This is a genomic window from Lentzea albidocapillata (genome assembly GCF_000719115.1).
Classification (GTDB): Bacteria; Actinomycetota; Actinomycetes; order Mycobacteriales; family Pseudonocardiaceae; genus Lentzea; species Lentzea albidocapillata.
The window spans coordinates 68,642-93,520 of the sequence record NZ_JOEA01000023.1; the positions used below are offsets into that span (position 1 = coordinate 68,642).

Annotated in this window: 31 protein-coding genes; 16 read left to right on the forward strand and 15 right to left on the reverse strand. The window is 66.4% G+C overall.

Annotated elements, in window-relative coordinates; translation table 11 throughout:
- Positions 1-37: 37 nt before the first annotated feature.
- A complete protein-coding gene (locus tag IG04_RS0133635; protein WP_144065764.1) occupies positions 38-1,903 on the reverse strand; it encodes an acyl-CoA dehydrogenase family protein in 1,866 nt (621 codons plus the stop codon).
- A gap of 360 nt (positions 1,904-2,263) precedes the next feature.
- Here IG04_RS0133635 and IG04_RS0133640 point away from each other — a divergent pair, with 360 nt between their 5' ends.
- Positions 2,264-2,827 (forward strand): hemerythrin domain-containing protein, encoded by a 564-nt coding sequence (locus IG04_RS0133640; protein WP_030480779.1) that lies wholly within the window; start codon positions 2,264-2,266, stop codon positions 2,825-2,827.
- A 398-nt stretch (positions 2,828-3,225) separates the two neighbouring features.
- On the opposite strand, the gene IG04_RS0133645 is transcribed toward IG04_RS0133640, so the two are convergent.
- Positions 3,226-3,840: an NAD-binding protein gene (locus tag IG04_RS0133645; RefSeq protein ID WP_084402218.1), complete on the reverse strand. Its 615-nt coding sequence runs from the start codon at positions 3,838-3,840 to the stop codon at positions 3,226-3,228.
- A 176-nt stretch (positions 3,841-4,016) separates the two neighbouring features.
- Positions 4,017-4,811 (reverse strand): DUF4142 domain-containing protein, encoded by a 795-nt coding sequence (locus IG04_RS43195; RefSeq protein ID WP_051771209.1) that lies wholly within the window; start codon positions 4,809-4,811, stop codon positions 4,017-4,019.
- A gap of 549 nt (positions 4,812-5,360) precedes the next feature.
- Here IG04_RS43195 and IG04_RS0133660 point away from each other — a divergent pair.
- The 3 genes from IG04_RS0133660 (at position 5,361) to IG04_RS0133670 (ending at position 8,101) form a co-directional block, all read left to right on the forward strand.
- Positions 5,361-6,041 carry a response regulator transcription factor gene (locus tag IG04_RS0133660; protein ID WP_030480783.1) on the forward strand — a complete coding sequence of 227 codons (681 nt, stop codon included), beginning with the start codon at positions 5,361-5,363 and terminating at the stop codon, positions 6,039-6,041.
- The gene (locus IG04_RS0133665) at positions 6,041-7,405 is read left to right on the forward strand and encodes a sensor histidine kinase (RefSeq protein ID WP_030480784.1); all 1,365 of its coding nucleotides are present in this window, start codon (positions 6,041-6,043) and stop codon (positions 7,403-7,405) included. Before IG04_RS0133660 ends, IG04_RS0133665 begins: the two co-directional genes overlap by 1 nt.
- 276 nt (positions 7,406-7,681) lie before the next feature.
- A complete protein-coding gene (locus IG04_RS0133670) occupies positions 7,682-8,101 on the forward strand; it encodes an SRPBCC family protein (RefSeq protein WP_030480785.1) in 420 nt (139 codons plus the stop codon).
- A 131-nt stretch (positions 8,102-8,232) separates the two neighbouring features.
- Here IG04_RS0133670 and IG04_RS0133680 read toward each other — a convergent pair whose 3' ends face one another.
- The 5 genes from IG04_RS0133680 to IG04_RS0133700 form a co-directional block, all read right to left on the reverse strand.
- Positions 8,233-8,604 (reverse strand): SPW repeat domain-containing protein, encoded by a 372-nt coding sequence (locus IG04_RS0133680; RefSeq protein ID WP_144065750.1) that lies wholly within the window; start codon positions 8,602-8,604, stop codon positions 8,233-8,235.
- A gap of 237 nt (positions 8,605-8,841) precedes the next feature.
- Complete coding sequence (locus IG04_RS48735) at positions 8,842-8,964, reverse strand: hypothetical protein (RefSeq protein ID WP_276326726.1); 123 nt, start codon at positions 8,962-8,964, stop codon at positions 8,842-8,844.
- A gap of 477 nt (positions 8,965-9,441) precedes the next feature.
- Entirely contained in the window at positions 9,442-9,780 is a 339-nt protein-coding gene (locus tag IG04_RS0133690) for a hypothetical protein (RefSeq protein ID WP_030480787.1), read from the reverse strand.
- Positions 9,768-9,974 (reverse strand): hypothetical protein, encoded by a 207-nt coding sequence (locus IG04_RS0133695; RefSeq protein ID WP_030480788.1) that lies wholly within the window; start codon positions 9,972-9,974, stop codon positions 9,768-9,770. Before IG04_RS0133695 ends, IG04_RS0133690 begins: the two co-directional genes overlap by 13 nt.
- Positions 9,971-10,459 carry an SPW repeat domain-containing protein gene (locus tag IG04_RS0133700; RefSeq protein WP_144065751.1) on the reverse strand — a complete coding sequence of 163 codons (489 nt, stop codon included), beginning with the start codon at positions 10,457-10,459 and terminating at the stop codon, positions 9,971-9,973. The genes IG04_RS0133695 and IG04_RS0133700 overlap by 4 nt, the downstream gene beginning before the upstream one ends.
- 332 nt (positions 10,460-10,791) lie before the next feature.
- Here IG04_RS0133700 and IG04_RS47355 point away from each other — a divergent pair, with 332 nt between their 5' ends.
- Positions 10,792-11,040 (forward strand): hypothetical protein, encoded by a 249-nt coding sequence (locus tag IG04_RS47355; protein WP_159460534.1) that lies wholly within the window; start codon positions 10,792-10,794, stop codon positions 11,038-11,040.
- Here IG04_RS47355 and IG04_RS44465 read toward each other — a convergent pair.
- The 3 genes from IG04_RS44465 to IG04_RS0133725 form a co-directional block, all read right to left on the reverse strand.
- The gene (locus IG04_RS44465) at positions 10,980-11,528 is read right to left on the reverse strand and encodes an SPW repeat protein (RefSeq protein ID WP_144065752.1); all 549 of its coding nucleotides are present in this window, start codon (positions 11,526-11,528) and stop codon (positions 10,980-10,982) included. The two genes, IG04_RS47355 and IG04_RS44465, sit on opposite strands and share 61 nt — an antisense overlap.
- Before the next feature lie 5 nt (positions 11,529-11,533).
- Complete coding sequence (locus IG04_RS43200; RefSeq protein ID WP_051771216.1) at positions 11,534-11,980, reverse strand: SPW repeat protein; 447 nt, start codon at positions 11,978-11,980, stop codon at positions 11,534-11,536.
- Between the two features lie 397 nt (positions 11,981-12,377).
- On the reverse strand, positions 12,378-13,397 hold the full coding sequence (locus IG04_RS0133725; protein WP_245816735.1) for a S1C family serine protease: 1,020 nt from the start codon (positions 13,395-13,397) through the stop codon (positions 12,378-12,380).
- A 148-nt stretch (positions 13,398-13,545) separates the two neighbouring features.
- Between IG04_RS0133725 and IG04_RS0133730 the strand changes: the two genes are divergently transcribed.
- Positions 13,546-14,040, forward strand: coding sequence for a DUF2231 domain-containing protein (locus IG04_RS0133730; protein WP_030480794.1), 495 nt, complete (start codon positions 13,546-13,548; stop codon positions 14,038-14,040).
- 4 nt (positions 14,041-14,044) lie between these two features.
- Here IG04_RS0133730 and IG04_RS0133735 read toward each other — a convergent pair whose 3' ends face one another.
- The 3 genes from IG04_RS0133735 to IG04_RS44470 all read right to left on the reverse strand — a co-directional run bounded on the left by IG04_RS0133735 (position 14,045) and on the right by IG04_RS44470 (position 16,763).
- A complete protein-coding gene (locus tag IG04_RS0133735) occupies positions 14,045-15,175 on the reverse strand; it encodes a site-2 protease family protein (RefSeq protein ID WP_030480795.1) in 1,131 nt (376 codons plus the stop codon).
- A gap of 111 nt (positions 15,176-15,286) precedes the next feature.
- Positions 15,287-15,820, reverse strand: coding sequence for an FAD-binding oxidoreductase (locus tag IG04_RS0133740; RefSeq protein ID WP_030480796.1), 534 nt, complete (start codon positions 15,818-15,820; stop codon positions 15,287-15,289).
- Between the two features lie 178 nt (positions 15,821-15,998).
- A complete protein-coding gene (locus IG04_RS44470; RefSeq protein ID WP_051771218.1) occupies positions 15,999-16,763 on the reverse strand; it encodes a copper chaperone PCu(A)C domain-containing protein in 765 nt (254 codons plus the stop codon).
- 157 nt (positions 16,764-16,920) lie between these two features.
- Here IG04_RS44470 and IG04_RS0133750 point away from each other — a divergent pair, with 157 nt between their 5' ends.
- The 3 genes from IG04_RS0133750 to IG04_RS0133760 are packed head-to-tail and all read left to right on the forward strand — an operon-like array spanning position 16,921 to position 19,372.
- On the forward strand, positions 16,921-18,000 hold the full coding sequence (locus IG04_RS0133750; protein WP_144065753.1) for an AI-2E family transporter: 1,080 nt from the start codon (positions 16,921-16,923) through the stop codon (positions 17,998-18,000).
- Complete coding sequence (locus IG04_RS45795; protein WP_144065754.1) at positions 17,997-18,839, forward strand: nuclear transport factor 2 family protein; 843 nt, start codon at positions 17,997-17,999, stop codon at positions 18,837-18,839. Before IG04_RS0133750 ends, IG04_RS45795 begins: the two co-directional genes overlap by 4 nt.
- Before the next feature lie 50 nt (positions 18,840-18,889).
- A complete protein-coding gene (locus IG04_RS0133760; protein WP_030480800.1) occupies positions 18,890-19,372 on the forward strand; it encodes a MarR family winged helix-turn-helix transcriptional regulator in 483 nt (160 codons plus the stop codon).
- Positions 19,373-19,377: 5 nt separating this feature from the next.
- Here the strand turns inward: IG04_RS0133760 and IG04_RS43205 are convergent, their stop codons facing one another.
- Positions 19,378-19,851 carry an SDR family oxidoreductase gene (locus tag IG04_RS43205; RefSeq protein WP_420864960.1) on the reverse strand — a complete coding sequence of 158 codons (474 nt, stop codon included), beginning with the start codon at positions 19,849-19,851 and terminating at the stop codon, positions 19,378-19,380.
- A 145-nt stretch (positions 19,852-19,996) separates the two neighbouring features.
- Here IG04_RS43205 and IG04_RS0133770 point away from each other — a divergent pair, with 145 nt between their 5' ends.
- The 7 genes from IG04_RS0133770 to IG04_RS0133795 all read left to right on the forward strand — a co-directional run bounded on the left by IG04_RS0133770 (position 19,997) and on the right by IG04_RS0133795 (position 24,879).
- Positions 19,997-21,790, forward strand: a complete 1,794-nt coding sequence (locus tag IG04_RS0133770; protein WP_030480802.1) for a thiamine pyrophosphate-requiring protein — start codon at positions 19,997-19,999, stop codon at positions 21,788-21,790.
- A 6-nt stretch (positions 21,791-21,796) separates the two neighbouring features.
- Positions 21,797-22,018, forward strand: a complete 222-nt coding sequence (locus IG04_RS46820; protein WP_144065755.1) for a hypothetical protein — start codon at positions 21,797-21,799, stop codon at positions 22,016-22,018.
- Positions 22,019-22,102: 84 nt separating this feature from the next.
- Positions 22,103-22,525: a four-helix bundle copper-binding protein gene (locus IG04_RS0133775; RefSeq protein ID WP_030480803.1), complete on the forward strand. Its 423-nt coding sequence runs from the start codon at positions 22,103-22,105 to the stop codon at positions 22,523-22,525.
- Between the two features lie 24 nt (positions 22,526-22,549).
- A complete protein-coding gene (locus IG04_RS46825; RefSeq protein ID WP_144065756.1) occupies positions 22,550-22,735 on the forward strand; it encodes a hypothetical protein in 186 nt (61 codons plus the stop codon).
- 299 nt (positions 22,736-23,034) lie between these two features.
- Positions 23,035-23,328, forward strand: a complete 294-nt coding sequence (locus IG04_RS0133785; protein WP_030480804.1) for a hypothetical protein — start codon at positions 23,035-23,037, stop codon at positions 23,326-23,328.
- Positions 23,329-23,339: 11 nt separating this feature from the next.
- Complete coding sequence (locus IG04_RS0133790) at positions 23,340-24,107, forward strand: universal stress protein (protein ID WP_030480805.1); 768 nt, start codon at positions 23,340-23,342, stop codon at positions 24,105-24,107.
- A 19-nt stretch (positions 24,108-24,126) separates the two neighbouring features.
- Complete coding sequence (locus tag IG04_RS0133795; protein ID WP_245816736.1) at positions 24,127-24,879, forward strand: CPBP family intramembrane glutamic endopeptidase; 753 nt, start codon at positions 24,127-24,129, stop codon at positions 24,877-24,879.

Below are 24,879 nucleotides of genomic sequence, written 5' to 3' on the forward strand. Positions count from 1 at the left end.
CAACCTCGTCTCCGCTGACGTCACGAAACCAGTCAGGTCAGCCGAGTTCGGTCACCAGTTGCTGCTCCGGGATCGCGAAAGCATCCACCAGTGTTCGGGCGTGAGGGCGGAGGTGCCTGCAAAGTCGGTTGACCTCGGCGACCACGCGCTTGGCCAGTGGCGGCGTCAGTCGGCCGTGCTCAAGGAACCACGCGCGGTCGGACTCGACCGCCGAGAGCACGTACAGGTCGCACAGGCGCTCGAGAAGATCTCTGGCCGCCGGATCGGCGCAACGGCGGACAGCGGCTACGAAGGCCTCCAGTACGAGGCGTTCGATATGCACCCGTCCTGCACGCAGAACGTGGTCCTGTGCGTCGTTGAACACGTCGAACGGGTCCTTGTCCGAAGACGCCGCGGTCCTCAACCGCCGGGCCAGGCCAGCGAGGACGTGTTGCTCGCGATCGGCGAACAGGTCGAGGTGCCACGTGCGGTCGTGCATCGCGGGGCGCGCGATGATGAGACCCGGCAGTCGTTCCAGTACCGGACTGATCAGCTGTCCGGCGACCAGCCGCGCGGTGGCCAGGGGGCTGAGATCGGCGAAGTTGTCGCGGTAGTCGGTCAGCAGACCTTTCGCCACCAGTTGCAGCAGTACCGTGTTGTCGCCTTCGAACGTCGTGAAGACGTCGGTGTCGGCCTTCAGGCTCGGCAGAAGATTCTCTGCTAGGTATCCGGCGCCGCCACAGGCTTCGCGAGCGGTTTGGATGGTCGCGGTGGCATGCCAGGTGGCGATGGCCTTGATTCCCGCCGCACGGGACTCCAGCACCCGCTTGTCGCGCTCCCCCGGCTCGGGTGCGGTCTGCGTGTCATGCAGCATCGCGATCAGCTCGTTCTGGGCGAAGTGCAGGGCGTAAGTGGTCGCCAACGCGGGCAGGAGCTTGCGTTGATGGGCCAGGTAGTCCAGCAGCGGGATCTCCGCGTCGCCACCGGGCCGCTGGAACTGGCGGCGGGTCTCCGCGTGCCGGACGGCGAGGGTGAGACTCCGCTGCGTCGCGCTTCCCGCGCTACCCGCCACGCTCACGCGACCGCGTACCAGTGCACCGAGCATGGTGAAGAACCTGCGGCTGTCGTTCTCGATCAAGCTCGTGTACGTGCCGTCCTCGGACACATCGCCATATCGGTTGAGCAGTGCCTCACGCGGCACGCGGACGTTCGAGAACCACAGACGCCCGTTGTCCACTCCGTTGAGTCCTGCCTTGCGGCCGCAGTCCCCGATGCGCACTCCCGGCATCGAGTTGCCTTCATGGTCACGGATCGGGACCATGAACGCGTGGACGCCGTACTGTCGGCCGCGGATGTCAAGCTGTGCGAACACCACCGCAATCCGGCCGTCCCTCGCCGCGTTGCCGATGTAGTCCTTGCGTGCCGAGTCATCTGGCGTGTTGAGGATGAAACTTCCGTTGTTGTACCTCGCGGTGGTGCGCAGGTGCTGCACGTCTGATCCGTGGCCCGACTCCGTCATCGCGAAACACCCAGGCAGTTCCAGCGACATGATGTCGCGCAGGTACCGCTGGTGGTGGCGATCGGTACCGAGCATCTGCACGGCACCGCCGAACAGTCCCCACTGGACACCGGCCTTGACCATCAGGGAAAGGTCCCCGTACCCGAGCATCTGGAACGATACGACCGCTCCGCGGACATCGCCTTCACCGCCGTAGGCGGGATCGAACCCGAGCGCCGGATAATCCGCCTCGACCAACACGCGCATCCCGTCCCACACCTGCGCACGATGGGCCTCGGTTGTGAGGTCGTGATGGCGGTCCACGACCCTCGCACCGGTCATCTGTTTCCGCAACCGACTGCGCAACTCACTCCACTGCCCGTCAAGGACGTCCGTAAGCGCGGAGGCATCCACTTGTGCGGCCATCATTCGGAAGCTCCCTCCTCTGCCCGTCTACAGGTTCCACTCACCCTCTCCGGAGTTCGTCGCGTTCGCCAGTCTTGCCCTCGTCTTCTGTTGTGGACGGTGAGCAGAGGAAGCGTGAGCCGAACATTCCGGCCGGCCACTCGGGCCCGCCCCGCTGTTCCTGGTCGGCCCGTCGTCCCTCCTCCCGCTGCACAGCCACCTCGGGTCGTCCGGGTGCCCGCCGACGCGGAGCACAAACCAAGGCACAAATGTTGCGAGAGGAAATTGTTGCGTGGGCGACTGCAAAGCCTGTTTTCAGCGTGACGACCGGGGTACGCACGACACGACCACTCGTCGTGAACCGAACAGCGGGAGCAGTCGATGACAGCAGCACCCGAACGACCTGACCTGATCAGCGCGATCATCACGGACCACCGCGAGGTCGAACAGGTCTTCACCGAACTGGCCCACGAGAACAACCCGGAGATCCGCAGGCAGCTCACCGACCACGTGATCGCGGAACTTGTCCGCCACTCCGTCGCTGAGGAGCAGTACCTCTACCCCACCGCGCGGGAGGTGCTGGCCGACGGTGACAAGATCGCCGACCACGAGATCAAAGAACACGCCGAGGCCGAACAGCTCATGAAGCGGCTCGAAGACGTCGACGCCTCTGACCCCCGGTTCGACCAGCTGCTCTCCGAGCTGATGTCCTCGATCCGACACCACCTGCGGGACGAGGAAGGCGATCTCCTTCCCCGGCTGGCCGAGCACTGCGACCAAGCGAAGCTGTGTGATCTGGGCGAGAAGTTCGAGCGTGCCAAGAAGATCGCACCCACCCATCCTCATCCTGCCGCCCCCGACCGCCCGCCGGCCAACAAGATCCTCGCTCCGGGTGCCGGGTTGATCGACCGCGTGCGTGACGCGTTCGCTGGCCGCAGCACGTAGGCGCGAGGAGGGATCTCATGGCAGCGCAGGCAGGTGAGGCCGCGGAGTAGACCGGCACGTTCCACTGCGTTGGCCGAAGGCGCGCTGGGCTGGTGGTGCTGATCGGCGCGCAGTACGCAGTCGCCTGGACATCGGTGCGGTGGCGGCCTCTCCGAGGGGCCGTGAAGTCGACTCCACGCTGTTGGTGTGGCAGGGGCGGGCGCGTGGGCCAGGCGCTGCGTGAACATCGTGTCAGCCGAGCAGAGGTGCTGCAGGCGGTGCACTCACAGTCTGCACGAAGGCGACTGTTTGCGGCACGCGCCGATCAGCGCAGTGGATGAACGCCGTCACCACCGTGTCCAGTGGAAGGTCGACGCACCGATGGTCCTGCTCGGTCAACGGTCTTGCGCCCGAAATTGTCAGTCGCTGACCGGCGTGGTGCTCAACACGATCAGCCAGTCGTCACCGCGTAGTTCCCCGATCTCCGCGTCCTCGGTCCAGATCCGCTGACCGTCCCGCACGATCGCCAACACCTCGCTGCCACAGTCAAGCGGCGAGCTGCCGACCTCATACGGCATCGCGGGACGCTCCTCCACCGCCCATTCCAGCTCGGGAAACAGTTCGTACGGAAGGCGTTCAATTTTGAGCGCCCACTCGCCGACCCGGTCAGCCACCAGGACGTGGTCAGCACCGAGGAACTCGATGAGCTCGTGCAGTTGCGTGCTGCGGACCAGAGTGGTGATCGTCGCGGTCTCGTTGAGGCTGCGCACAACCGAGGTGATGCGCAGAGCGAGAGCATCGTCGGCCACCGCGACGACAATGTGATCAGAGGTGTGCGCACCGGCAGACCACAGCACATCCAGGCGCCAGCCTTCGCCCGCCACGGCGTGCACGCCGTCCACTCCGGCCTGCACGACGCGTTCGGCATCGGAGTCGACGACGGTGAAGTCCGTGGCGTGACCTCCGGCGAGCAGCGCACTCAGGACGACGCGGCCGCGAGCGCTGTAGCCGATGAGCACGGCATGTGAGCGCATCCGGACTTTTCCTCATCGTGCGTGGGCGGGTACCGGCCGCCGATCCTGCCGGCCGGTACCCGGATCTCCCCGTAGCGGATTGGCGCGGACGCTCGCCCCGACCGGTTCGCGTCCGCCGCCCACAGTCTGCCGGAAGTCCGCAGTGAGCAACCTTGCGAGGCCCTTTCGATGAGATCTCATTGCCGTGAAGAACGTGAGCGACCTGGCCGTCCGCTGGTCCACAAGTAGATTCCGCCGACTACGGCCACCATCACGAGGAATCCGAGCAGTGCATCGGAGCCGTCGTTCTCGTTCTGCTGAGCGATGTTCTGAGTTCTGGGCACGTTCGGCACGGCTTGGGGCACAGTGGGAACCGGCGTGGGACTCGCAGGTGCTGCCGCAACGGCCGCGAGCGGAATCGCTTCGGTGTCGCTGAAGTCGACCATGCCGGTCGCTTCGAGGACCTGGATGTGGTCGAGCACCACTTCCATGCAACGCTTCGCGAAGTCGCGGATGAGCGTGTTGCGGGTACCGGTGCGAACGACCGCCAGGAACTTGTAGACACCACCGTGCGCCGCGCGAAGGCGGTTGGCGAAGATGCGGTCGAACTCGGCGCTGCCGGCGGGGGCGTTGGTCATTTCGGCGATCCAGCCCTGCTGGTCGGCGTTGGCCTCGCTGGGCAGCGGGACGTTCAGCGTGCGGCCTAGCTCGATGACCTTGGCGTCAAGCTCGGCGTGCCCGTCGATCAGATGCCGGCCCGCTTCCTTCACCAGCGGGTTCGCGGACTTGTTCAGCCCCAGTCGTCCTGCAGGTCCCTCCCACAGTCCGGCGAGCCGGACCTTGACGAGCATGTCTTTGCCTGCGGGTCCCATCGGGCCGAACTGGGTCTGTGTGTAGTCCGGGCCGAAGCCGGGCTGTGCCGATGCCTGCGGAACCGCGAGCGAACAGATGACCGCGAGCGCCGTCACCACCTGGGCGAGACGTGTGAGCACCGTGGATCTCCCTCCGCGCACAGCGGCGATCGTGTGTACTGACACGGAGGGATACGGATGATTCGGACCGTTGCGATTATTGCACTGTGCAACAGTTATCTATTCGTTATCGGCGCAGACCGTGCAGTAGTGCGGCCCTAGCGCTCGGTCGGAACCGGTCCAGCCGGCGATGTCAGCCTGTAGCCAGAGCAGGTCCCACGCGATCGGGCCGGTACTGGTCGTCCGGCGAGACCGGCCGCAACCGTCGCACACGAGAATCGTTCCCGTGATGCCGTCGTCGGTGGTCGGCATGCCCGTCACGGCTGGCGATGACCTTTCGTCGTTCCGCGGCAAGCGTCGGCCGTGTACAACGACCGACGCCTGGCCTTCCCCGGAAAGCGCGCGCAGGCACGCGCCCACTACGGGCGTTCACCCGCGGCGGCAAGCATGCCTGAACCATGCACTGCGCAACCTTACGAACTCCTTCCGAAGGCGCGCATTCCGTCGAAGTGCGGTCAACATGGAATCGTGATAGAAGCAGCACTGGAAACCAACGAGGAAAAGCGGGACATGGATTTCTCCGTGCTGCTCGTGGACGACGACGAGCGCATCCGCCAGGCACTGGGCCTCGCCCTCGCCGACGAGGGCTTCGAAGTCGACGAGGCCGTCTCCGGCGAGGACGCGCTGAACCTGCTCGACGACAATTCGTTCGACGTCGTACTACTCGATCTCATGCTGCCTGGTGTGGACGGGCTGCAGGTGTGCAGGAGACTACGTGCGCAAGGAGACCTGCCGATCATCATCGTCACCGCGCGCACGGACACACCTGATGTCATCGCCGGATTGGAAGCCGGCGCCGACGACTATGTGACCAAACCGCTGGTCGCAAGTGAGCTGGCCGCACGCATCCGCGCTCTGCTGCGGCGGCGAGGCCCCAGGCAGAACGTCTCGTACCGCGTGGAGGACCTGGAGATCTGGCCGGACGAAGGCGTCGTTCAACGCTGTGGCGAGGAGATCCGCCTCACCCGCACCGAGTTCCGCCTGCTCGCCGAACTGGCCGCGGCGGGCGGGCGGATCGTGACCAGGGAGCAACTGCTGCAGCGGGTGTGGGGCTATGACTACTACGGCGACACCCGTCTGCTCGACGTGCACATCCGCCGGCTCCGCACCAAGGTCGAGCACAATCCCGAGGAACCCGTGTTCGTGCTGACCGTGCGCGGCTCCGGCTACAAGTTCGGTCCGCCGAGGTGATGGTCCGCCGACCTTCGCTGCGCTGGCGGGTCGCCGCCGCGCTTGGCCTCGGCTCCTTGCTGGTCACCAGTCTTCTGGCCGTGGCCACCTGGAATCTTGCGTCGGACTACATGTTGCGGCAGCGCGTGCAGGCCACGACGCGCCAGGCGGAGGTCAACCTCCGCCTGGTGGAGGAGGCCGTCCGCACGAACTCGGACGGGCTGACCGAGCTGTTGACCGGGCTCACCACCAATCCGGACTCCACGATCATGCTGTTCCGCGCGGACGAGGTACTGACCAGCGGGCGGCAGGTCGACCCCGCCGTGGTACCCGACGACCTGATAGCGATGGCTCGCGAAGGGACTCCGGCCAGGCAACGCCTGCGAGCTGACGGAATCCCGGTGATTGCGGTGGCCCAGTCGCTGGCCGACGAGCAGGGGGTTTACGTCGAGCTCTTCCAGCTCGTCCAGCTGGACCGCACGTTCCGGTTCCTCAGTGGCCTGCTGATCGCTGGAACGGTGCTCAGCGGGCTCATCGGCGTGGGACTCGGTTCTTGGGCCAGCAGACGCGCGCTGAGGCCGCTGACCGAGTTGACCGCCGCGGCGTCGCGCATCGCGGGCGGTGATCTGAAAGCACGGCTGCCGGACCAGGCCGACCCGGACCTCGCACCGCTGGCGAGCACGTTCAACTCCACGGCCGACGCGCTGGAGCAACGCGTGCTGCGCGACGCAAGGTTCGCCGGCGACGTCAGCCATGAGCTCAGGTCACCGCTCACGACGATGGTCAACGCGGCAGCGGTGCTGCGGCGCAGGCAGGCGGAGCTGCCCGGCACCACTGGGAAGGCGCTCGGCCTGCTCACGTCCGAGGTGGACAGGTTCGCGCGCATGGTGGTCGACCTGATGGAGATCAGCCGCGCCGACCAGGAAGCGGATCGGGACGACTTCGAGCCGCTCGACGTCGGCGGGCTCGTCCGTGGTGCAGCAGGCCTGCGGCTGAGTCCTGATGTGGAAATCGTGGTGGAGCAGCCGGCCCCACTAGTGCTCGGAGACAGGCGCAGGCTCGACCGGGTGATCGGCAATCTGATCGAGAACGCCAAGCAACACGCGGGAGGCGCCGTCCGGCTCGCCGTGCTCCACCACCACGGGAAGATCCGGCTGGAGATCGACGACACCGGTCCGGGTGTGCCGAGCGATATGCGGACGCAGGTGTTCGAACGCTTCACCCGCGGTGCCAGGGCGGGCAGTCGCGGCGCCGACACCGGCAGCGGACTCGGCCTGGCGCTAGTCGCAGAGCACGTTCGCCGCCACCACGGCCGGGTGTGGGTCGAGGACCGGCCCGGCGGCGGAGCGCGGTTCGTCGTGGAACTCCCGGAGGCTGTCGTATGAGAACCGTCGTCGCCGTCATCGTGTGTGTGCTGGCCACCGGGTGCGGCGTGTCCACCCAGGATGAACCGGAACCCCTTGGTACACCGACGATATCGGGTGAGGCACCAACTCCCGTAGTGACGCAGCGCTCCCACTCGACTCCGGCGTCAAGCTCGAGCACCACCGCGACGTCAACGGCAGCGACGCCCACCCCAGCGAGCGATCGTTAGCGACTCGTCAGGTTCACTCATCGATGAATTCGGACAGGATGGAAGGATCCGCCGGAAGGACGTCGTCTTGACCCGAAGCCGTTCCATTCCCGCCGACGCGGAGGCCGTCTTCGACGTCGTCTCCGACTTCGACAACATGACCACCTGGCTGCCCGACTCCATCGAGATCGAGCTGTCCGGCCCCAACCTCATCCGCCTGTGGCTTCCAGGTCTTCACGCCGACGTGGACGTCGAGCGCCAAGTCGCCATCGACTGGGATCGGCTCCACATCACGTGGGGCAGCGAAACCACGGCCTCCTGCAGCGGGACGCTGCAGGTCCTGCGGCTCACCGCCGATCGCAGCACGGTCTGTGTGCGGCTCACCGGTCCGCCCGCAGCATCTCCGAGCACGGTCGAGGCCTGGATCGAGGCAGCGCTAGACGCGCTGGAATCGGTCGTTGCCACCGAATGCCGCACCAAACAGGCCGTGCACCAACCCGTCCGGTGATCAGACGCCGTAGTTGTCGTACAACAGTCGTATGAGCCGGTCCAAAGTCGGCACGAACGACGTCGACGCGCTCGCCGACGCAGGCGGCGAACCTGCGGTCACCTCAGGTGACCTCGGCTGGATCTGACCACTCAGCCGAGCCACTTCCCGGCATCGATCGCGACCACGAGTGATATCAGCGCAATTGCTGCTCCGACGACGATCTGGTTCAGATGCACCACCGGGCTGCCGTCGGCGCGCAGGAGAATCCCTTCCGCGACGAGCGCCGCCGCAAGACAGATGTTGGCCGTGCGCAGCCATGGAACGTCCAATGGCGCCAACGCGCGCAGCATTCCCGCCAGCATGATCACCACAGCGAGCACCAGCGCAAGCCAGTAGGGCCGGAAAAGATGCTGTGCGGCTTGGAAATCCAGGAGCAGAGGAGCCGCGACCAACCATACACCCGCGAGAAAGGTGAGGGTTCCGGTTCTCGCTTCCGATCGTCGGCGCTGTTCTTCACGCACACGGCAATCATTGCGGCGCGCAATCAAAAAGACGACACGTCAGGATGATCGTAGGGAGTTCGCAAGGGCAGGATGCCGTAGTACGGCCGGATTCGTCACCGTAGTGGCGCTCGCCGGCGACATGGCGGTCGCCGTGAACTGCCGCGAGTATCGACGGCACGATCACCACCTGGCACTTCGAGTGCAAGCGTTACACGCAACCCCGAAGCTGCTGGGCGCGGCCTTTGGACGCAGAAGTCAGGAGCGCGCATGATCCCCATGTGGACGGTCGAGCACGTTGCCGTTCGGCGGCAGCACAGACGCAAGTACCCGCGTGTCGACGACAAGAAGATCCGCGAACAGGAACATCCAGTCCCGCATGAAGATGCGCCACCTTGATGAGAGCCACCCACTGTGAACCGACGTCCGGACTCCTGTCTACGTGTGACCGGCGGTCGCAGCCGCTCCTGATAACGCACCGAGGTCGCGTACACATCGCCGTCCTCCAGTTCTTCGGCCGGCACCTATGCGCCCGCCGTCGCCAGCGACGCGCCGTGGCCTCGCCCACGATCATCGCTCGCAGTGCCTTCCCCCGACCGCCGAACCTACGAATTGGGCACATGCCCAAGCGAAACATGTTATTTGCGCAGCGCAAGCGTTGTCTAACGCAATGGTCGTCAGGTCAGCCGAGACGGGCGGTCGGCCACCGACTTCAGCATCGTCATCGCGCACCGCCGCAACGGTGCTTCGTCCATCGTCATAGAGGGCCAGGGCAGGTACATGTGCTCGTACACCGGCCATCGGACGATGTGTGTTCCGCTGCGTCCGAGCCGTCGACTCCCACCACGACCGGTTCGTTCACCTGGCTTTCCCTTTCAGTGGCCTGGTAACGCCGGTCCGGCCTCGTCCGGTCGGCACGACGGCCGCCAACAGCCCTACGAGAACCACGCGCAGATGCAGGACCAAGGCGTCTTCCTCGATTCCGGCGTAGGCGATGGCGCTGTACCAGATGGCGAGACCGGCGCCGTAGAGCCGGGCGTGGCGGCTGTTCCAGGCACAAGCGAGGCCGAGGAGTCCGGTGCACAGCAGCAGAATCCGATGTGGTTCACCGATGTCCGGAAAGCCGGACAGGCCGGAAGCCACCTGCGCCGCGCCGACAAGCAGGACGATGACCTGCGGTCTACTCAGTCGTCCCACCGTTCCCTCACAGGCACTCCGCGACGAACAATCCCCACGACTCCTACGACGACGCACCCGATACCCAGCACCAACACGTCGAAGTTGAGCGCGAGACCGCCACCGACCGTGATCGTGACGCCGGCGCTCGTCAACAGGAGGTAGCGCCGGATCGGGTACCGCCGCCGCGGGCGTTCTTCGAGCAACATCGTCATCCCATCCTCGACGTGTCACCGGGGTAGGCGTCGAACCGCGGCTTCGACCGGGCTCGCCACGAGATCGCCGTGCTCACCAACGCGAGCGCGATGACGACGAGACCGACGACGACGACGTTGACCGCCTCGCCTGGTGTGTCGTAGGCCAACAGCAGCGGCGTGGCCACGAGCCAGCCGCCGAGGGCGACGGTGACCCAGTCGAGCCACGGGATCGACCGCGGCGAGATTGCGCGGGTCAGTGCGACGACGGCGATCACGGTTCCCGTGACGAGCTCGTTCCAGCGTTCCGCGGCGGTGTGGTCGAAGCTGACCGCAGCGAGCAACAGCCAGACCGCGGCCAGGAAGGTCAACGCGTTCGGCACCGCCGCAAGTCCGCCCCGATCGTGGAGGTGCCGAGCGGGATAGCGCGCCCGTGACGGTTGGCGGGTGCCGTTGAGCTCGCTCAGTGGTGTTTGCACGGAGGGCTGGTTTCTGGGGGGCGTCATGCGAGTCGGGTACCGCCATGGGCGCCCGCGACACCTGCACGCCACCGGTTCACCGCACCGTAACACCGGTAACGAAACGATCTCACCATTCCAAGTCAAGAAAGCCTCTACACACAAATCCAGCCTGGGCAACCTTTGCGGGTTCGTCTGCCTGTCCTCAGCACAGCAGCAACAAGTACCGGTGCGCAGCCGGGAGCCAAGCAGCGCGGTCCTAGCGGCGCCTGCCCACGACGGCAACGGTCCACCTGGGCCTGTTCACGTTCGGCAGCACTCGAGCGATCGCACTCACCACCACGACGGCCTTCGTCCACCAGGGCATCTCGAAGACGCTGTTGCTCATCGCGCTGTTGGCCGGCGGGTACCTCATCACCAACCTCTGGACGCGGCACCGCGGGGGAAGGGACTCGATCCAGTTGACCGACGGCATCAACCAGCACGTGCTCAAGGTCGTCAATGACCTCGCCGCCGAGTTCGGCGGCACACTCCCGAGGCCGTCCGTGCTGGAGACCACGGCCGACGGTCAGCGTGGCTCGTCCGGTTCCTCCTCGCGCTCGCCCGCCTCGTCCTCACGGCGGCGGTAGGTGCTCGCGGCGCTCAACGACGCCATCGCGACCACGACCGCACCGACCACGAGATCGTTGATGACGGCTTCAGGGGTTGCTTCCGGGCGGCTGTAGCCGAGTGTGAGAGGCGCAATCACGAGCCAGATGCCCAGTGCGAGGTTGACGATGCTGAACCATGCCACCCGCATCGGCGCGAAGGTGCGCACGATCGCGAGTACAGCAATGACGCCACCGATGACCACGTCGTTCCAGCGAGCCTGAGGCGCGGTGTCGTAGCCCAGCGCGAACGGCGCCAGCACCAGCCACAGCCCCGCCAGGAACGTGAGGCCGCTGGCAGTGGCGGCGCCGAGGGGTTCGCGGGTGTCCAGCGCCAGCGGTGCCCCGTACGGATAGACCAGCGGTGTGTACCCATAGAGCCGTAGCTCCCGAGGTGTGATCTCGGCTGCCTCCCTGCGAGCGGATGTCTGCTCGTCAGGCCGAGTCCTGCCTGGTGATCCGAAAACCATGATCCTCACTCCTGTCCAGGTCGGGCGCGGAGGCGGTAGGTGGTCGTGGCGCTCACCGAGGCCATGACCGCGATGACCGCGCCTGCGGAGATGTCGACCGCGATGGCCGAAGGGGCATCTGGTCCCTCGTAGCCCAGTACGAACGGCGACACGATCAGCCACAGGCCAAGCACGCCGTTGATGACGCTGAACCACGGCGCCTCTTTCGGCGCGAACACCCGCACCACTGCGAGCAACGCCACGACGACGCCCAGGACGATCTCGTTCCAGTACCCCTGCACGGCGCCGCCCGTTGTCCCGAAGCCGAGCACAAACGGCGCCAGCACGAGCCAGACGCCGGCCAGGAAGTTCACCGCGCTCGCCACGCTCACGGCCACAGGTAGGCCCCAACGCTTCTCGGTCTCGTGCCACTCGACGTAGCCGGGCTCGTGCCGTTGTGAACGGAAGACCACCGTCGTCCTCCTCTCTGGTGAGGCCGCTCCATTCGGGTATCCGCTCCCGGCCCTGAGACACGGTTCGTGTCCTGTTGGTTATCGCGGAGCACGAACAACACCGCCACGTCTCAGCGGCGTCACGCTCGCCTCACGACCCCGGCGCCAGGCGCATGGCGCAGCAACCGGTCGCGAATGTGGCTGGAAACTGACGAAGGAGGTGGACGGCGTGCGAAACCGTTGTGGCGCTGGTAGGCGCGGTCACGCTGGTCCTGCCGGGGGCGGCGGGAACGAGCAGGGTGGAGAGGGAGACGACTCCGCCCGCAAGAGCGGCAGGACCGCCGCGTTCGGTTGCACTGATCGGCCGGCGCTTTCCTGGCACGGGTCCGTGACGCGAATACCAGCGCGAGCCAACCCGTCAACGACTCCGTGAAGCGATCTCCACGCGGAGTTCCTGCTTGTCGCCGTTGCGCACGATCATCGCCGTTACCTGCTGTCCGGGATCGGTCGCTCGCAGCGCGCCCAGCAGCGCTTCCACAGTGCGCACCTCTGTGTCGTGCAGCCGCACGATCACGTCACCGGGGCGGATGCCGGCGTCCGCGGCAGGGCCCTTCTCGTCGACGCCGAGCACGACGACCCCGGTGTCGGCCCGCACGCCGAACCGCTCCCGGATCTCGTCGGTCAGACGGCCCGCGCTGATGCCGAGATAGGGATGTTCCGCTGTGCCGTTCTCGAGGAGCTGCTCCGCGATGTCGACCGCAGTGGCCGACGGAATGGCGAACCCGAGCGACACCGCGCCGGCCGCGGATGGGATGTAGGCCTCGTTGATGCCTATGACCTTTCCGCTGGTGTCCAGTAGAGCGCCACCGGAGTTGCCGGGTGAGATCGGGGCGTCGGTCTGAATGAGGTCCACCAACGACCTCGTCTGCGCCGCCGAACCGGGAATCTCCCGGTGCAACCCGGACACGATGCCTGCGGTGACCGAGTTCTCGAACCCGAGCGGGCTGCCGATCGCCAGCACCGGATCACCGGGACGCGGCAGTTCCTTGCTGAACTCGGCGACCGGCAGGTCCTTGCGCTCGGTCCGGACCACCGCGAGGTCGGTGATGGCGTCGGTGGCGAGCACTGTGCCGCCCGAACGCCCACCGTCGGCGTACTCCACGCTTACCTGATCCCGTCCGCCGACCACATGCTCGTTGGTCAGCACGATGTCGGAGCGGAAGACCACACCACTTCCCACGCTCGCCTCCGTGCGCACGGTGACCACGTTCGGTGACACCCGCTCGACCAGATCCGCGTACGAGGAGCCGCCCCGCTGCATCGGAGCGCTGGTGCCGGTATCTCCCGGTGAACAGGCCACCAGCGCCAACAAGAGGGTGACCGCCGCGACGACGGTGATGAACGCGACGGTGATCTGCCTGAACTGATCGTTTCTCACGGGTTGCCTCCGTGGTGAAGGTGAGTGGTACCTGCGGCAGGAGTTCCTCTGCGATACCGCGAAAAACCCGGTCCGCACGGGGGAATCGCGCTTCCTGCGACACCTGGCCGGGTACGTGGTGGGGACAGAGATCTCAAGGAGGAATGCCATGCGAAGCCGCGCACGAATGGCGGGACACGCGATCCATCCGATGTTGATCGTGTTTCCCCTGGGACTGCTGTTCACAGCCGTCTGCTTCGACGGGTTGTACTTCGCGACCGCCACGACGAACTTCGCCGTAGCCGGCGCGTACACGACGGCCGCGGGAGTGCTCGGTGGTGTGCTCGCCGCCATGTTCGGCTGGGTCGACTGGTTCTCGATTCCGGGAAAGACCCGGGCCAAGCGGGTGGGGCTCATCCACGGGCTCGTCAACGGCGTGGCGCTCGCGGTCTTCGCCGTGAGCTGGCTGCTGCGACTGGACCAGGTCACGTGGCGGCCGACCGTGCTGAGCATCTCCTTCGCACTCGGCGGCCTGGTGCTCGCGGCGATCGGCGGCTGGTTGGGCGGCGAACTGGTGGAGCGCCTCGGTGTCGGCGTCGACCCCGACGCCGGGTTCGACGCGTCCAGTTCGCTGCGCGGGCACAGGCGCGCACCCGCGGCCTAAGACCTCAGGAACGGCCGGTGTTCAGTCCCTGAAGGGAAACCGCTCGGCTGATGTCGGTGGGCGAGACGATGCCGACGAGCCGTTCCGCTTCGAACACCAGGGCCCGGCCGTCGGTACATCCGTTCATCCGGGTCAGCAGGTCCGCCAGCGGGTCGTCGGGCTGTACCAGTGGGATTTCCTTCGGCTCGCAGGCGACCTCGCGCAACGCGACGGAACCGCGCTGGCCGAGCGCGACCCGCTTGAGCCTGGCCAGCGTGACCATGCCCTGGAGCACGCCGTCTTCGTCGACCAGTGGAAAGGCGGAGTGCCGGCGGGCCAGCGCCACGTCCTGCAGGAACGAGCTCACACTCAGCCCGCCGTCCACGGTTTCCGGATCCGGAGTCATGACGTCCCGCACCCTCAGGCCTTCGAGCATCCTGCCGATCGTGGACTGGCGCTCCTCCTCGCTCGCCATCGTCACGATGAACAGACCGATCAGCGACCACCACAGGCCGTCGACGAGTCCGGTGAACAGCGACCACACGCCGAGCGCGATCAGCACGAAGCCGAACCCGCGGCCGATCCTGGTGCTCCACACGGTCGCCCGGTGCGGGTCGTCCCACCACGCCCACAGCGCCGACCGCAGGATCCGGCCACCGTCCAGCGGTGCCGCGGGCACGAGGTTGAACGCGCCCAGCACCACGTTGATGAACGCCAGGTAGGCCAGGACACCGAGCACTAGCGGATCGGCGTCCAGCATGCTCGCCAGCAAGAGGGCAGCGCCGGACACGAGCGCCACGAGCAGGCTCGTGGCCGGGCCGACCGCCGCGACCCGGAACTCGGCACCCGGTGTACGGGCCTGGCCCTTCAGCGACGCCAGACCGCCCAGCATCCAGAGAGTGATGCCCTCGACCTCCTGGCCTGTTCTGCGTGCCACGAGGGCGTGCGCGAGCTCGTGGGCCAGCAACGACGCCAGGACGAACAAGGCCGTCACAAAGCCTGCCACCAGGTAGACCCACCAGGCGTACCCTGCGGCGACGACCGGAAGCTGACCGAAACCGATACCGGACATCAGCAACGCCACGATGACCAGCACGCTCCAGTGCAGTCCGACGCTGACACCCCAGAACCGTCCGATCTGGATGGCCGCCTTCATCGCATCTCCGTCCGTTCTTGGTGGGCTCGAAGCCTGAGGACGCGTTCCGGTTTCTCCTTCAGCCGGATACCCCGCACCGCGGCCGCCAGCACCTGCGCCGAATGCACCGCCCTACGACCGGTGTGCCCCTGGTGTATCTGTGTGCGGCAGGAGAAACCGTCGGCGACAACGAGGCTCGTGGTGCGCCGTGGAGCCGCAGGAGTTGTTGCCGATCATCCCGCCGATCGTGCACTGACCGTGCGTGGACGGCTTCAGTCCGAAGACGAGACCGTCCCGCCGCGTGATCCGGTTCAGCTGGTCGAGCACAACCCCCGGCTGGCACACCACGCGTCGCTTCTCCACGTCCACCGACTCGACGCGGTCGCAGTACTTCGACCAGTCCAGCACCACGGCGTCGTTGCGGCACTCACCCGCCAGGCTGGTGCCGCCACCGCGCGACAACACGGGTGCGTCGTGATCACGGCAGATTTCGATGGCGGCAACCGCGTCCTCCACGTCGCGTGGAAGCACCACACCGATGGGCGGCTGGCGGTAGTTGGACGCGTCGGCCGCGTACAACGCCCGGTTGCCGGGATCGAACCTCACCTCACCGCGGAGCCGCCGGGTGAGCTCGGCCGCGAGCGCGCCTGTGTTGCGGGGTGCCATGCCGTCAGCTCCTTGTCTGCCTAACGCGTGCTGTCGATGGCTGCCGGTTACCACGACCAGTCCTCGCGTAGCGCCTGTGACACCACCGATACGTTGGCAACAGGACCGCAACAACAGGCTGTAGTCCACTGTGGACTAATTTCGGCAGTCGCGGATCGCATCGGCCTGCTCGGCTGGCTCAGCCGGACAGCCTGGCATCGCTGACGAGGAACGGAATGCCCTGCATGCAGGTCGTCGGCCTGTCAGGTGCCGGTGCGCCTTCCACAACGACCTCCTCCCCGGCCTGCAGCACCTGAGGATCTCCGCCGAGCAGCAGGAACTGCCGGCCGTCGTCGGCCCTCATCACCAGGCAGCGCGGCTCGACACCGCTCTGCACCACGCCGGTCAGCGTGATCTCGTCGGGTGTGCAGGAGGGCAGCGGTCCGTCGTCCCCGTCTCCCGCCGTCTCGATGATAGCGTCCACGGTCGTCTCCCCGGCACGGTCGAACTCGAACGTGACCGGCACCGTGGTACCCGCGAGAACGTCCTCAGAGAAGTCCAGGACCTGCAGGTGGTAGGCGAGTTGCTCGCCCGCCACGCCGTCGACCCCGCCGTCCGCGGCCAGTGGCAACTCCTGCACCTTTTCGCCGCTGCCGTCACAGTCGCGGTCCCACCGGATCTCGACATCACCGGCGACGGGCGTGCGGACGTCCACCAGCGCGTCGGGATGGTCGGCCCGGTTGAACAGCGCGAGGCTGATCACGCCGTCGTCTCCGGCGCGGAACGCATTGCCCTCCGGCGGGCGGAAGTGAACGTTGCGCAGCAGGATCTCGCCGAACTCCGCGTTGGTGCCGATGGTGCCGCTCTCATGCACGCGTTGGGGTTCACCGCAGGACGTGGCCGTGAGCGCCAGCAGCACTACCGCCATCGTGGACGCGACCTTCGCGATACCGGTTGGCAGCATGGTCGCTCCTCTCGTGATTCGCTTGTCACCGGCTGGCTTCCCCGATGGTGCGAGCCGGAACGGTCTACAGCCGTTTGTGACTCCCCCGTTACCGGAGCATGGTGATCCACAGTGGACGGTCCAGTTTCAGCAGCGCACAGGAGGCTAACCAGTCTCCGTGAAAGAAGCCTCACGTCCGCCGAACTCCGGACAGTTGGTACGTCGCCTCAAAGAGGCGGCGGTACCGGCGGCTGCGTGCATCGCCCTGATCGTGCTGCTCTGCCTGCTGATCCGGCTCTCGGTGATGGTCAGCGCGGTGCTGCTGCCGTGCGCGGTGGCGTTGCTGCTGGCCGCGCTGCTGCACCCGGCCGCCCAGTGGCTCCGGCGGTTCCACATACCCCGGTGGCTGGCCACGGCGCTCGTGTTGCTCGCCGGAGTCGCGGTGATCGGCGGAATTCTCACGTTCGCAGTGAACGCCATCGTCTCCGGACTCCCCGATCTGCAGGCGACGGTGCAGTCAAGTCTGTCGTCGCTGCGTCATTGGCTCGTGCACGGTCCCCTCCACCTGAGCCAGCGGCAGATCGAGGAAGGCATCGACAACCTCACCGCGTGGCTGCGAGAGCGCTCGGATCAGCTCGCCTCAAGCGTGACGGCGACGGCATCGGCGCTCATGCGGTTCCTGGCAGGAACAGTGCTCGCCCTGTTCGTACTGGTCATCCTGTTGTACGACGGCGAACGCGTGCATCGAGCCGTGGTGCGCGCCATGCCACACGACCTTGCACACCGCGCCGACCAGCGGATTCGGTTCGCGTTCGCACAACTCTCGACATACGTCCGGGCGAGCATCGCCGTCGCTCTCATAGACGCGATCGGCATTGGCGCCGGCCTCGTGCTGCTCGGCGTGCCGCTCGCACTCGCCCTTGCCTCGTTGGTGTTCCTCGGCGGCTTCGTCCCGTTCGTCGGCGCATTCGTCACCGGCGGATTGGCCGTGCTGGTCGCCTTCGTGACGAAGGGCCCAGTCGTCGCGCTGGTCGTCTTCGCCATCGTGATCGGGGTCCAGCAACTGGAGGGCAACATCCTGCAACCTCTATTGCTGGGCAAAGCCGTGCGGCTACACCCACTCGTGGTCGTGCTCGCAGTCTCGACCGGCGCCGTCACAGCGGGCATCGTGGGCGCCGTTTTCGCCGTGCCGCTCGTCATCGTGCTACGCGCACTCTTCTCGCCACCTTCACACCAGAGCGACGAACGACGCGCATGATCGGATTGCTGTCCTGCATCGGTTTCGACGGGTTGCAAACCTGCGTGGATGCATTGGGCAACATTTGCATAAAGGCACTCTTGAGACTCGTCGGCTGGGTACGCCAAGGGAACAACGAACCGACGATGATGGAAGAGCCTGTGAGCTCCGTGAGGAACCGCTTGATCGCCGCCACCGCGGTGCTGGGCCTCGGGTCCGTCTTGACCGGATGCGGGAACGACGACCCTGTGAACGATGTGGTCCCCGGCACGGCCGACACGACCACTACCACCACGAAGCCTGATCAGCCTCAGTACTTCGCCAACACCGACCACGTCGGGAAGAAGGTGACCATCGCGGCCCCGGTGGAGAACGATCTCACCGACGAGTCCGTAATCCTCGACGCAGCCCCCTACGGCGACGACTCGCTTCTCGTGCTCTTCAAGGACAACCAGCCCGAGTTCACCGAGGGCCAGACAATGACAGTGACCGGCACCGTGCGGCAGTTCTCCTACGACGACTATGCCGAGCGGTACGGGCTGGGCGAGGCGGCACGCCGCGCCGGCAGGCTACAGGCCGATCTCGACCGCAACTACGCCGACGACGTCGTCACGTTGTCGGCTGAGGGTGTACACCACGGACACGAAGCGATCCGTTCGCTGGCGGCGATTCTGCGCAGCTATCTGCCCGACGGCGCGTACAGCTATCGCAGCCTGCTCGTGCACGGCGAGGTCGGCATGCTCCAGTGGGCCGGGCGATGTACCGCGGGCAGCACCAGCATCCACGACGGCGTTGACACTTATGTGGTGAAGAACGGCCGCATCGCAGCGCAGACGACCCATTATTCAGCGCGAGAGTGACGTTCTCCGCCATTTGTGGCAACACGGCACCGTTGGGGTACAACTGTGCCATGACTCGGTCCAAGGTCGACATCACCAGCGTCGATGCACTCGCGGACGCCGTGCTCACCGCGTCGCGTCTCCTCGTCGCCATCTCCGCACGGTCGATCGCCGCAGCGGGCGACACCATCACGCTGCCCCAGTTCCGTGTGCTCGTCGTGCTGCAGAGCAGAGGGCCGATGAAACTGACCACGCTGGCCGAGCTCCTCGGGGTCAACCCGTCCACCGCGACCAGGACGGTCGACCGCCTCCTCGCAATGGAGACGGTGGCGCGTCAGCCCAACCCGGCCTCACGCCGCGAAGTCGTCATCGAGCTGACCGAGTCCGGCAAGAAGCTCGTCCGGGATGTCACCCGACGACGTCGTGCCGGGATCAGGAAGATCGTCGAGCGGATGCCGGAGGATCACCGGCAAGGCCTCATCGACGCGCTTACGGCGTTCGCCACGGCCGGCGGAGAGCCAGCCGTGAACGGGAGCGATCTCGGCTGGATCTGACTCACTCACGGCCGCGCCAGCGCAGATACGCCGCCGTCGCCCCGCACAGCAGCGTGCCCACGCTGACCGCCTTGCGGTGCTGGGACAGCCACAGCTGCGGACTGTGATCGCGCTGGTGCGGTCCGAAGCGGCCTGGGCGCCGTTCGCGCGAGGTAACGGTCGAGGAGTCCGGGCATCAGCCGGTTCGCCGTCAACGTGGCTACCGTGCTGGCGCCGAGCCAGTACTCACGACGATCGGGGTGGTCGGCCGCGTACGTGATCGCCTCGGCCGCCAGCTCCGGCTGGTAGATCGGTGCCACCGGTGTCGCCTTGCAGCGCATGCGGGACAGCGCCCAGTCGAACTGCGGCGTGTTGAGCGCCGGCAGCTGCACCATCGTGATCTCCAGGCCGCTGCGGTCGTGCACGAGTTCGCACCGCAGGGACTCGGTGAAGCCCTGAATGGCATGTTTGGCGCCACCACTGCAGGCCTGACTCCTCACGTCACGACATCGAGCCGTTATCCAAACGACAGCCTCGCAACGGTTGCGCCACCAAAACGTTTCCAGCCGCAATGGTCGATGCGTTACGTGTTGACGACCACGGATCCGGGGTAGGCGAACGGAGAGACCCTAGCGAGGAGGCTTCATGACCCAGACGGTCGGTGACCACGTAGTCGCCAGGTTGAGGGACTGGCAGGTCGACCAGGTGTTCGCCTACCCCGGTGATGGCATCAACGGCGTCATCGCCGCGTTCGGCAGGGCAGGTGACCAACCGCGCTTCGTCCAGGCCAGGCATGAGGAGATGGCGGCATTCGCAGCGGTGGGCTACGCCAAGTTCTCCGGCGAGGTCGGCATCTGCCTGGCCACCTCCGGCCCCGGTGCCATCCATCTGCTCAACGGGCTGTACGACGCCAAGCTGGACCACGTGCCGGTAGTGGCGATCGTCGGTCAGACGGCCCGCAGCGCGATGGGCGGCAGCTACCAGCAGGAGGTGGACCTGCAGTCGTTGTTCAAGGACGTAGCGAGCGAGTACCTCGTCGAGGTCAACGTAGCCGAGCAGCTGCCCAACGCGATCGACCGGGCCATCCGCGTCGCGCTCGCGGAGCGCGCGCCCACAGCGGTGATCATTCCGGCCGACCTGCAGGAGGAGGACTACGTTCCGCCGCAGCACGAGTTCAAGCAGGTTCCGTCCAGCAGGCCGGGCGCTCCGAGGTCGAGGGTGCTACCTCCCGAGGAAGACATCAGCCGGGCCGCTGAGATTCTCAACTCCGGCGAGAGGGTCGCCGTGCTGATCGGTTCAGGGGCACGGTCGGCCGTGGACGAAGTCGAACAGCTGGCCGATCTCACCGGCGCCGGTGTCGCGAAAGCGCTGCTGGGCAAAGACGTGTTGCCCGACGACCTGCCGTACGTCACCGGGTCGATCGGACTGCTCGGCACCCGCCCGAGCTATGAACTGATGCGTGACTGCGACACGTTGCTGATCGTGGGATCGAACTTCCCCTACACCCAGTACCTCCCGGATTTCGGTCAGGCGCGGGCGATCCAGATCGACATCGACGGCAAGTTCATCGGCATGCGCTACCCCACCGAGCTGAACCTGATCGGCGACGCGCAGGCCACCCTCGCGGCGCTCGTACCGTTGCTGGAACGCAAACCACGCAGCAAATGGCGGGAATCGGTCGAGAGCAACGTCGCCCGCTGGTGGGACACCATGGAGAAGCAGGCGATGGTCGAGGCCGACCCGGTCAACCCGATGCGCGTCGTCTGGGAGCTGTCGAGCCGGGTCCCGGACAACGCGATCATCACCGCCGACTCCGGTTCCGCGGCGAACTGGTACGCCCGCGACCTGAAGATGCGACGCGGTATGCGCGGCTCCCTCTCGGGAACGCTCGCGACGATGGGCCCGGCGGTGCCGTACGCGATCGGCGCGAAGTTCGCCCATCCCGATCGTCCGGTGATCGCGCTGGTCGGTGATGGCGCGATGCAGATGAACGGTCTGGCCGAGCTGATCACCGTGATCCGGTATGCGGACAGGTGGTCAGATCCGCGGCTGGTGGTCTGCGTGTTCCACAACAACGACCTCAACCAGGTCACGTGGGAGCTGCGGGCGATGGGCGGCGCACCGAAGTTCGAGGAGTCGCAGACACTCCCCGATGTGGACTACGCGGGCTTCGCCCGCTCTCTCGGGATGCTGGCCATCGACGTCGACTCCCCCGATCAGCTCGGACGCGCGTGGGATCTGGCCCTCAGCGCCGACCGGCCGACGCTGCTGGACTTCCGGTGCGATCCCGAGGTGCCGCCGATCCCACCACACGCCACGTTCGAGCAGGTGAAGTCGTTGACCGAGGCGATCCTGCGCGGCGACCCGGAGGCGTGGCACCTGATCGTCCAGGGCACCAAGACCAAGGCGCAGGAGCTGCTGCCCGGCGCGCAGAGGTGAATAACCATGAGTTCACCTGACCAGCGGGACGAGCCGCTCTACGGCGCGAAGGTGACGGCAGGCTGGCTCAGCGTCGCGTTCCTGCTCGGCCTGCTGTGGGTAGCCGTGGAGCGCGGACCGAACCAGGCATACATCGCGCTTGTCGCATGCACTGTCGTCGCTCTGGTGATCGGACTTGTGGCTGGGATGCGCAGACATGCACGCCGACGACGATTTGAGCGCTCGTAGCAGATCCTGCTCGGTTCTTTGATCACAGCCGTGGGCGTGCTCGGCCGCTCGCCCAAGAATCAGTCGAAATCGACGTGAGGAGGCATGGACCACATGACCGTGGTAACTGAAATGCTTGAGACCTATCCGGCGGACCTGGGTGAGGTCGACCGGTCAGCGCTCGTGCGGTGCATCGAGGAATGCATCGCCTGCGCGCAGGCATGTACGGCCTGTGCGGACGCGTGCTTGTCGGAGTCGGATGACCAGTTGCCGATGTTGCGCAAGTGCATCCGCACCTGCGAGGACTGTGCGGACATCTGCGCCGCCGCCGGCCGGATTCTGTCGCGCCACACCGGCTACGACGCCAACGCCACCCGCGCCGTGCTCGAAGCGTGCGCGACCCTCTGCAAGTCGTGCGGCGACGAATGTGCTCAACATGCCGAACGGCACGAGCACTGCCGGGTCTGCGCGGAAGCATGCCGCAAGTGCGAACAGGCGTGCCGGAATCTGATCGGCGCGCTCGCCTGAGGCAACGCTCGGAAGGACAGGACGATGGACGTCAAACCTCGTATCCGGGCAGGTTTGCTCTTCGCGCTGATCCCGCTGGCGTTCCTGATCGGATTCGCCGTCTACGCGGGCAACCGCTACCAGGTCTCCCGGATCGCTCTGGCGGCCATCGCCCTGTCCGCGGCAGCGGTGCCGATGACGGTGATGCTGTTCTCCATCAACCGCCGCTGAGTTATTACGACGTCGTGATGTGAGCTCCGACAGCGTGCGGTGTGTTGATGAGACCGACCAGGCTGAACGCCTATGGCGTGTTGCGGTCGGTGTCGAAAGGGCTATCAGCAGCCCAGTCTCATCCTGACATCTGCCTCGAATGTGCCGTACATGACCGGCACACCAAGCGAACCGCGCCGCACAGAGCGTTACCTTTCGTATGTGCAACATTTGCGCTACCCGCGCATCAGGTGTGTGCAGCCAATGCGTCCGGTCCTTACGGTGGACTCGTCAGCCCGAAGCCGTCACCAGGAGCCGCAATGCTCGACGTCAGCCAGCGAGCCAGCCAAGCGATCAACACCATCGCCTCCGCCGCCTGCCGCAGCGAACAGGGTGGGCTGAGGATCTCGCTCACCAGGAAGCCTGCCGAGGGCGCCGGCTTCGCGCTGGTGGTCGCCGACGAGCCGGTGGACGGTGACCAGGTCGTGGCCGGAACTGCGGGCTCGCGTGTGTTCCTCGACCACGTCGCCGCTCGCTGCCTCAGCGAGCAGGTGCTTGATGTCCAGGGCGACGATCGCGGCAAGTTCCACTTCGCCGTTCACCGCAAGTCCTGAGGCGGCGGACCATGTCTGCGGCGAATCCGTTCGTCGAGGTCGGCCACCGAGGTGGTTTAGTCGTCGGCTTCGACGGCTCCGACCCCGCGTGGGAAGCGGTCAGGTGGGCAGCGGACGAAGCCGCCCACCGATTCTGTCCGCTGCTGCTCGTGCATGCGCATCTGACGTCGGTCACGAGTGCGTGGGGCGCGGTGGCGGCACCCGGATGGGGTCCTGCGGCGGTGTTCGATGACACGTCGCTCGTACGGCAGGCAGAAGAGAATGTCGCCGTCGCCGCCGAGGAGTGCCGACGGCTTGAGCCGGGACTTGAGGTCGACGTCAAAGTCGTGGGCGGCCGGGCGACTCCCGCCTTGATCGAGGCAGCACGGACCGTGGACGCCGAACTGCTGGTAGTCGGGATGTCTCACCAGTGGGCGTTGCCTCGCGCGTTGATCGGCTCCACCGTCACGAGCTTGGTGCACGACGTGGACCGCCCTGTTGTCGCGGTTCGCGGTGGCCAGGTGGGCCGGAGCGGTCCGGTGATCGTGGGCGTGGACGACTCGCCTGACAGCATGCCCGCCGTGCGATTCGCCGCCGGCTACGCGAAGCGCCACGCGTGCGAACTACGTCCTGTGCGCGACGATGCCAAGACCCTGCTGGAGCAGTCCGAAGATGCCCAGCTCCTCGTGGTGAGCGACCGCGGCGACAATGCCGTGCATCGGGCGCTGTTCGGCTCGGTCAGCCATACCGCGCTCAACCACGCATCCTGTCCCGTCGCCGTGGTACCCATGCCTTGCTGAGCGAATAGGGAGGCAAGGGGTGCACGAACAGCCGGGTGGGTTCATGGCCGGCCTGCGCATGCTCATCGTCTTCGTCGCCGCCGAGGTGGCGTTCCTGGCGCTGTCGCTGCTCACGCTGATCTGGTACACGTCGGCCGACCCGACGATCGCCGAGGAGGGTCGACTACCCGACAGCGGCCTGCTCGTGTTGCTGATCGTGCCTCCTGTGGGTGGTGCGCTGGTCGCGATCGCGTGCACGTCGCTGTTCGGAGCAGGACAACGAACAGGCCGGTGGCGCCGCGAACTCGCGGTCCGGTCCGGTCTGCGTTCAGCTGGTCTCGGTGCGGCGATCGGGCTCGCCGGACTGCTGGTCACCATCCCCGCCGCTATCGTGTGGGCGAACTGGGTCGGCGGCGATCAGGCCACGTCTTCGGTAGGTGAGGCGTTCGCCGACCGGCAGATGCCCACCGCTGCGGCTGTGACCGTGTTCCTCGTGGTGTGGCTCGTCGCTCCCGCTGCCGAGGAGGTGCTCTTCCGGGGTGCGTTGTGGCGCTCACTGGAGCACTGGCGGCTCAACCGGTGGGTTGTGTTCGCGGTGACGAGTGTTCTGTTTTCCTTGGCGCATCTGGAACTGCTGCGCACCCCACTACTCCTGGTGCTGTCGATTCCAGTCGGACTGGCCAGGATGTTCACCGGCAGCCTGATCGGAGCGATCGTCGCTCATCAGGTGAACAACCTGCTGCCCGCCTTGGCTTTGCTGCTGGCGCTGACGGGCAACGTTCCCCAGCTCTGA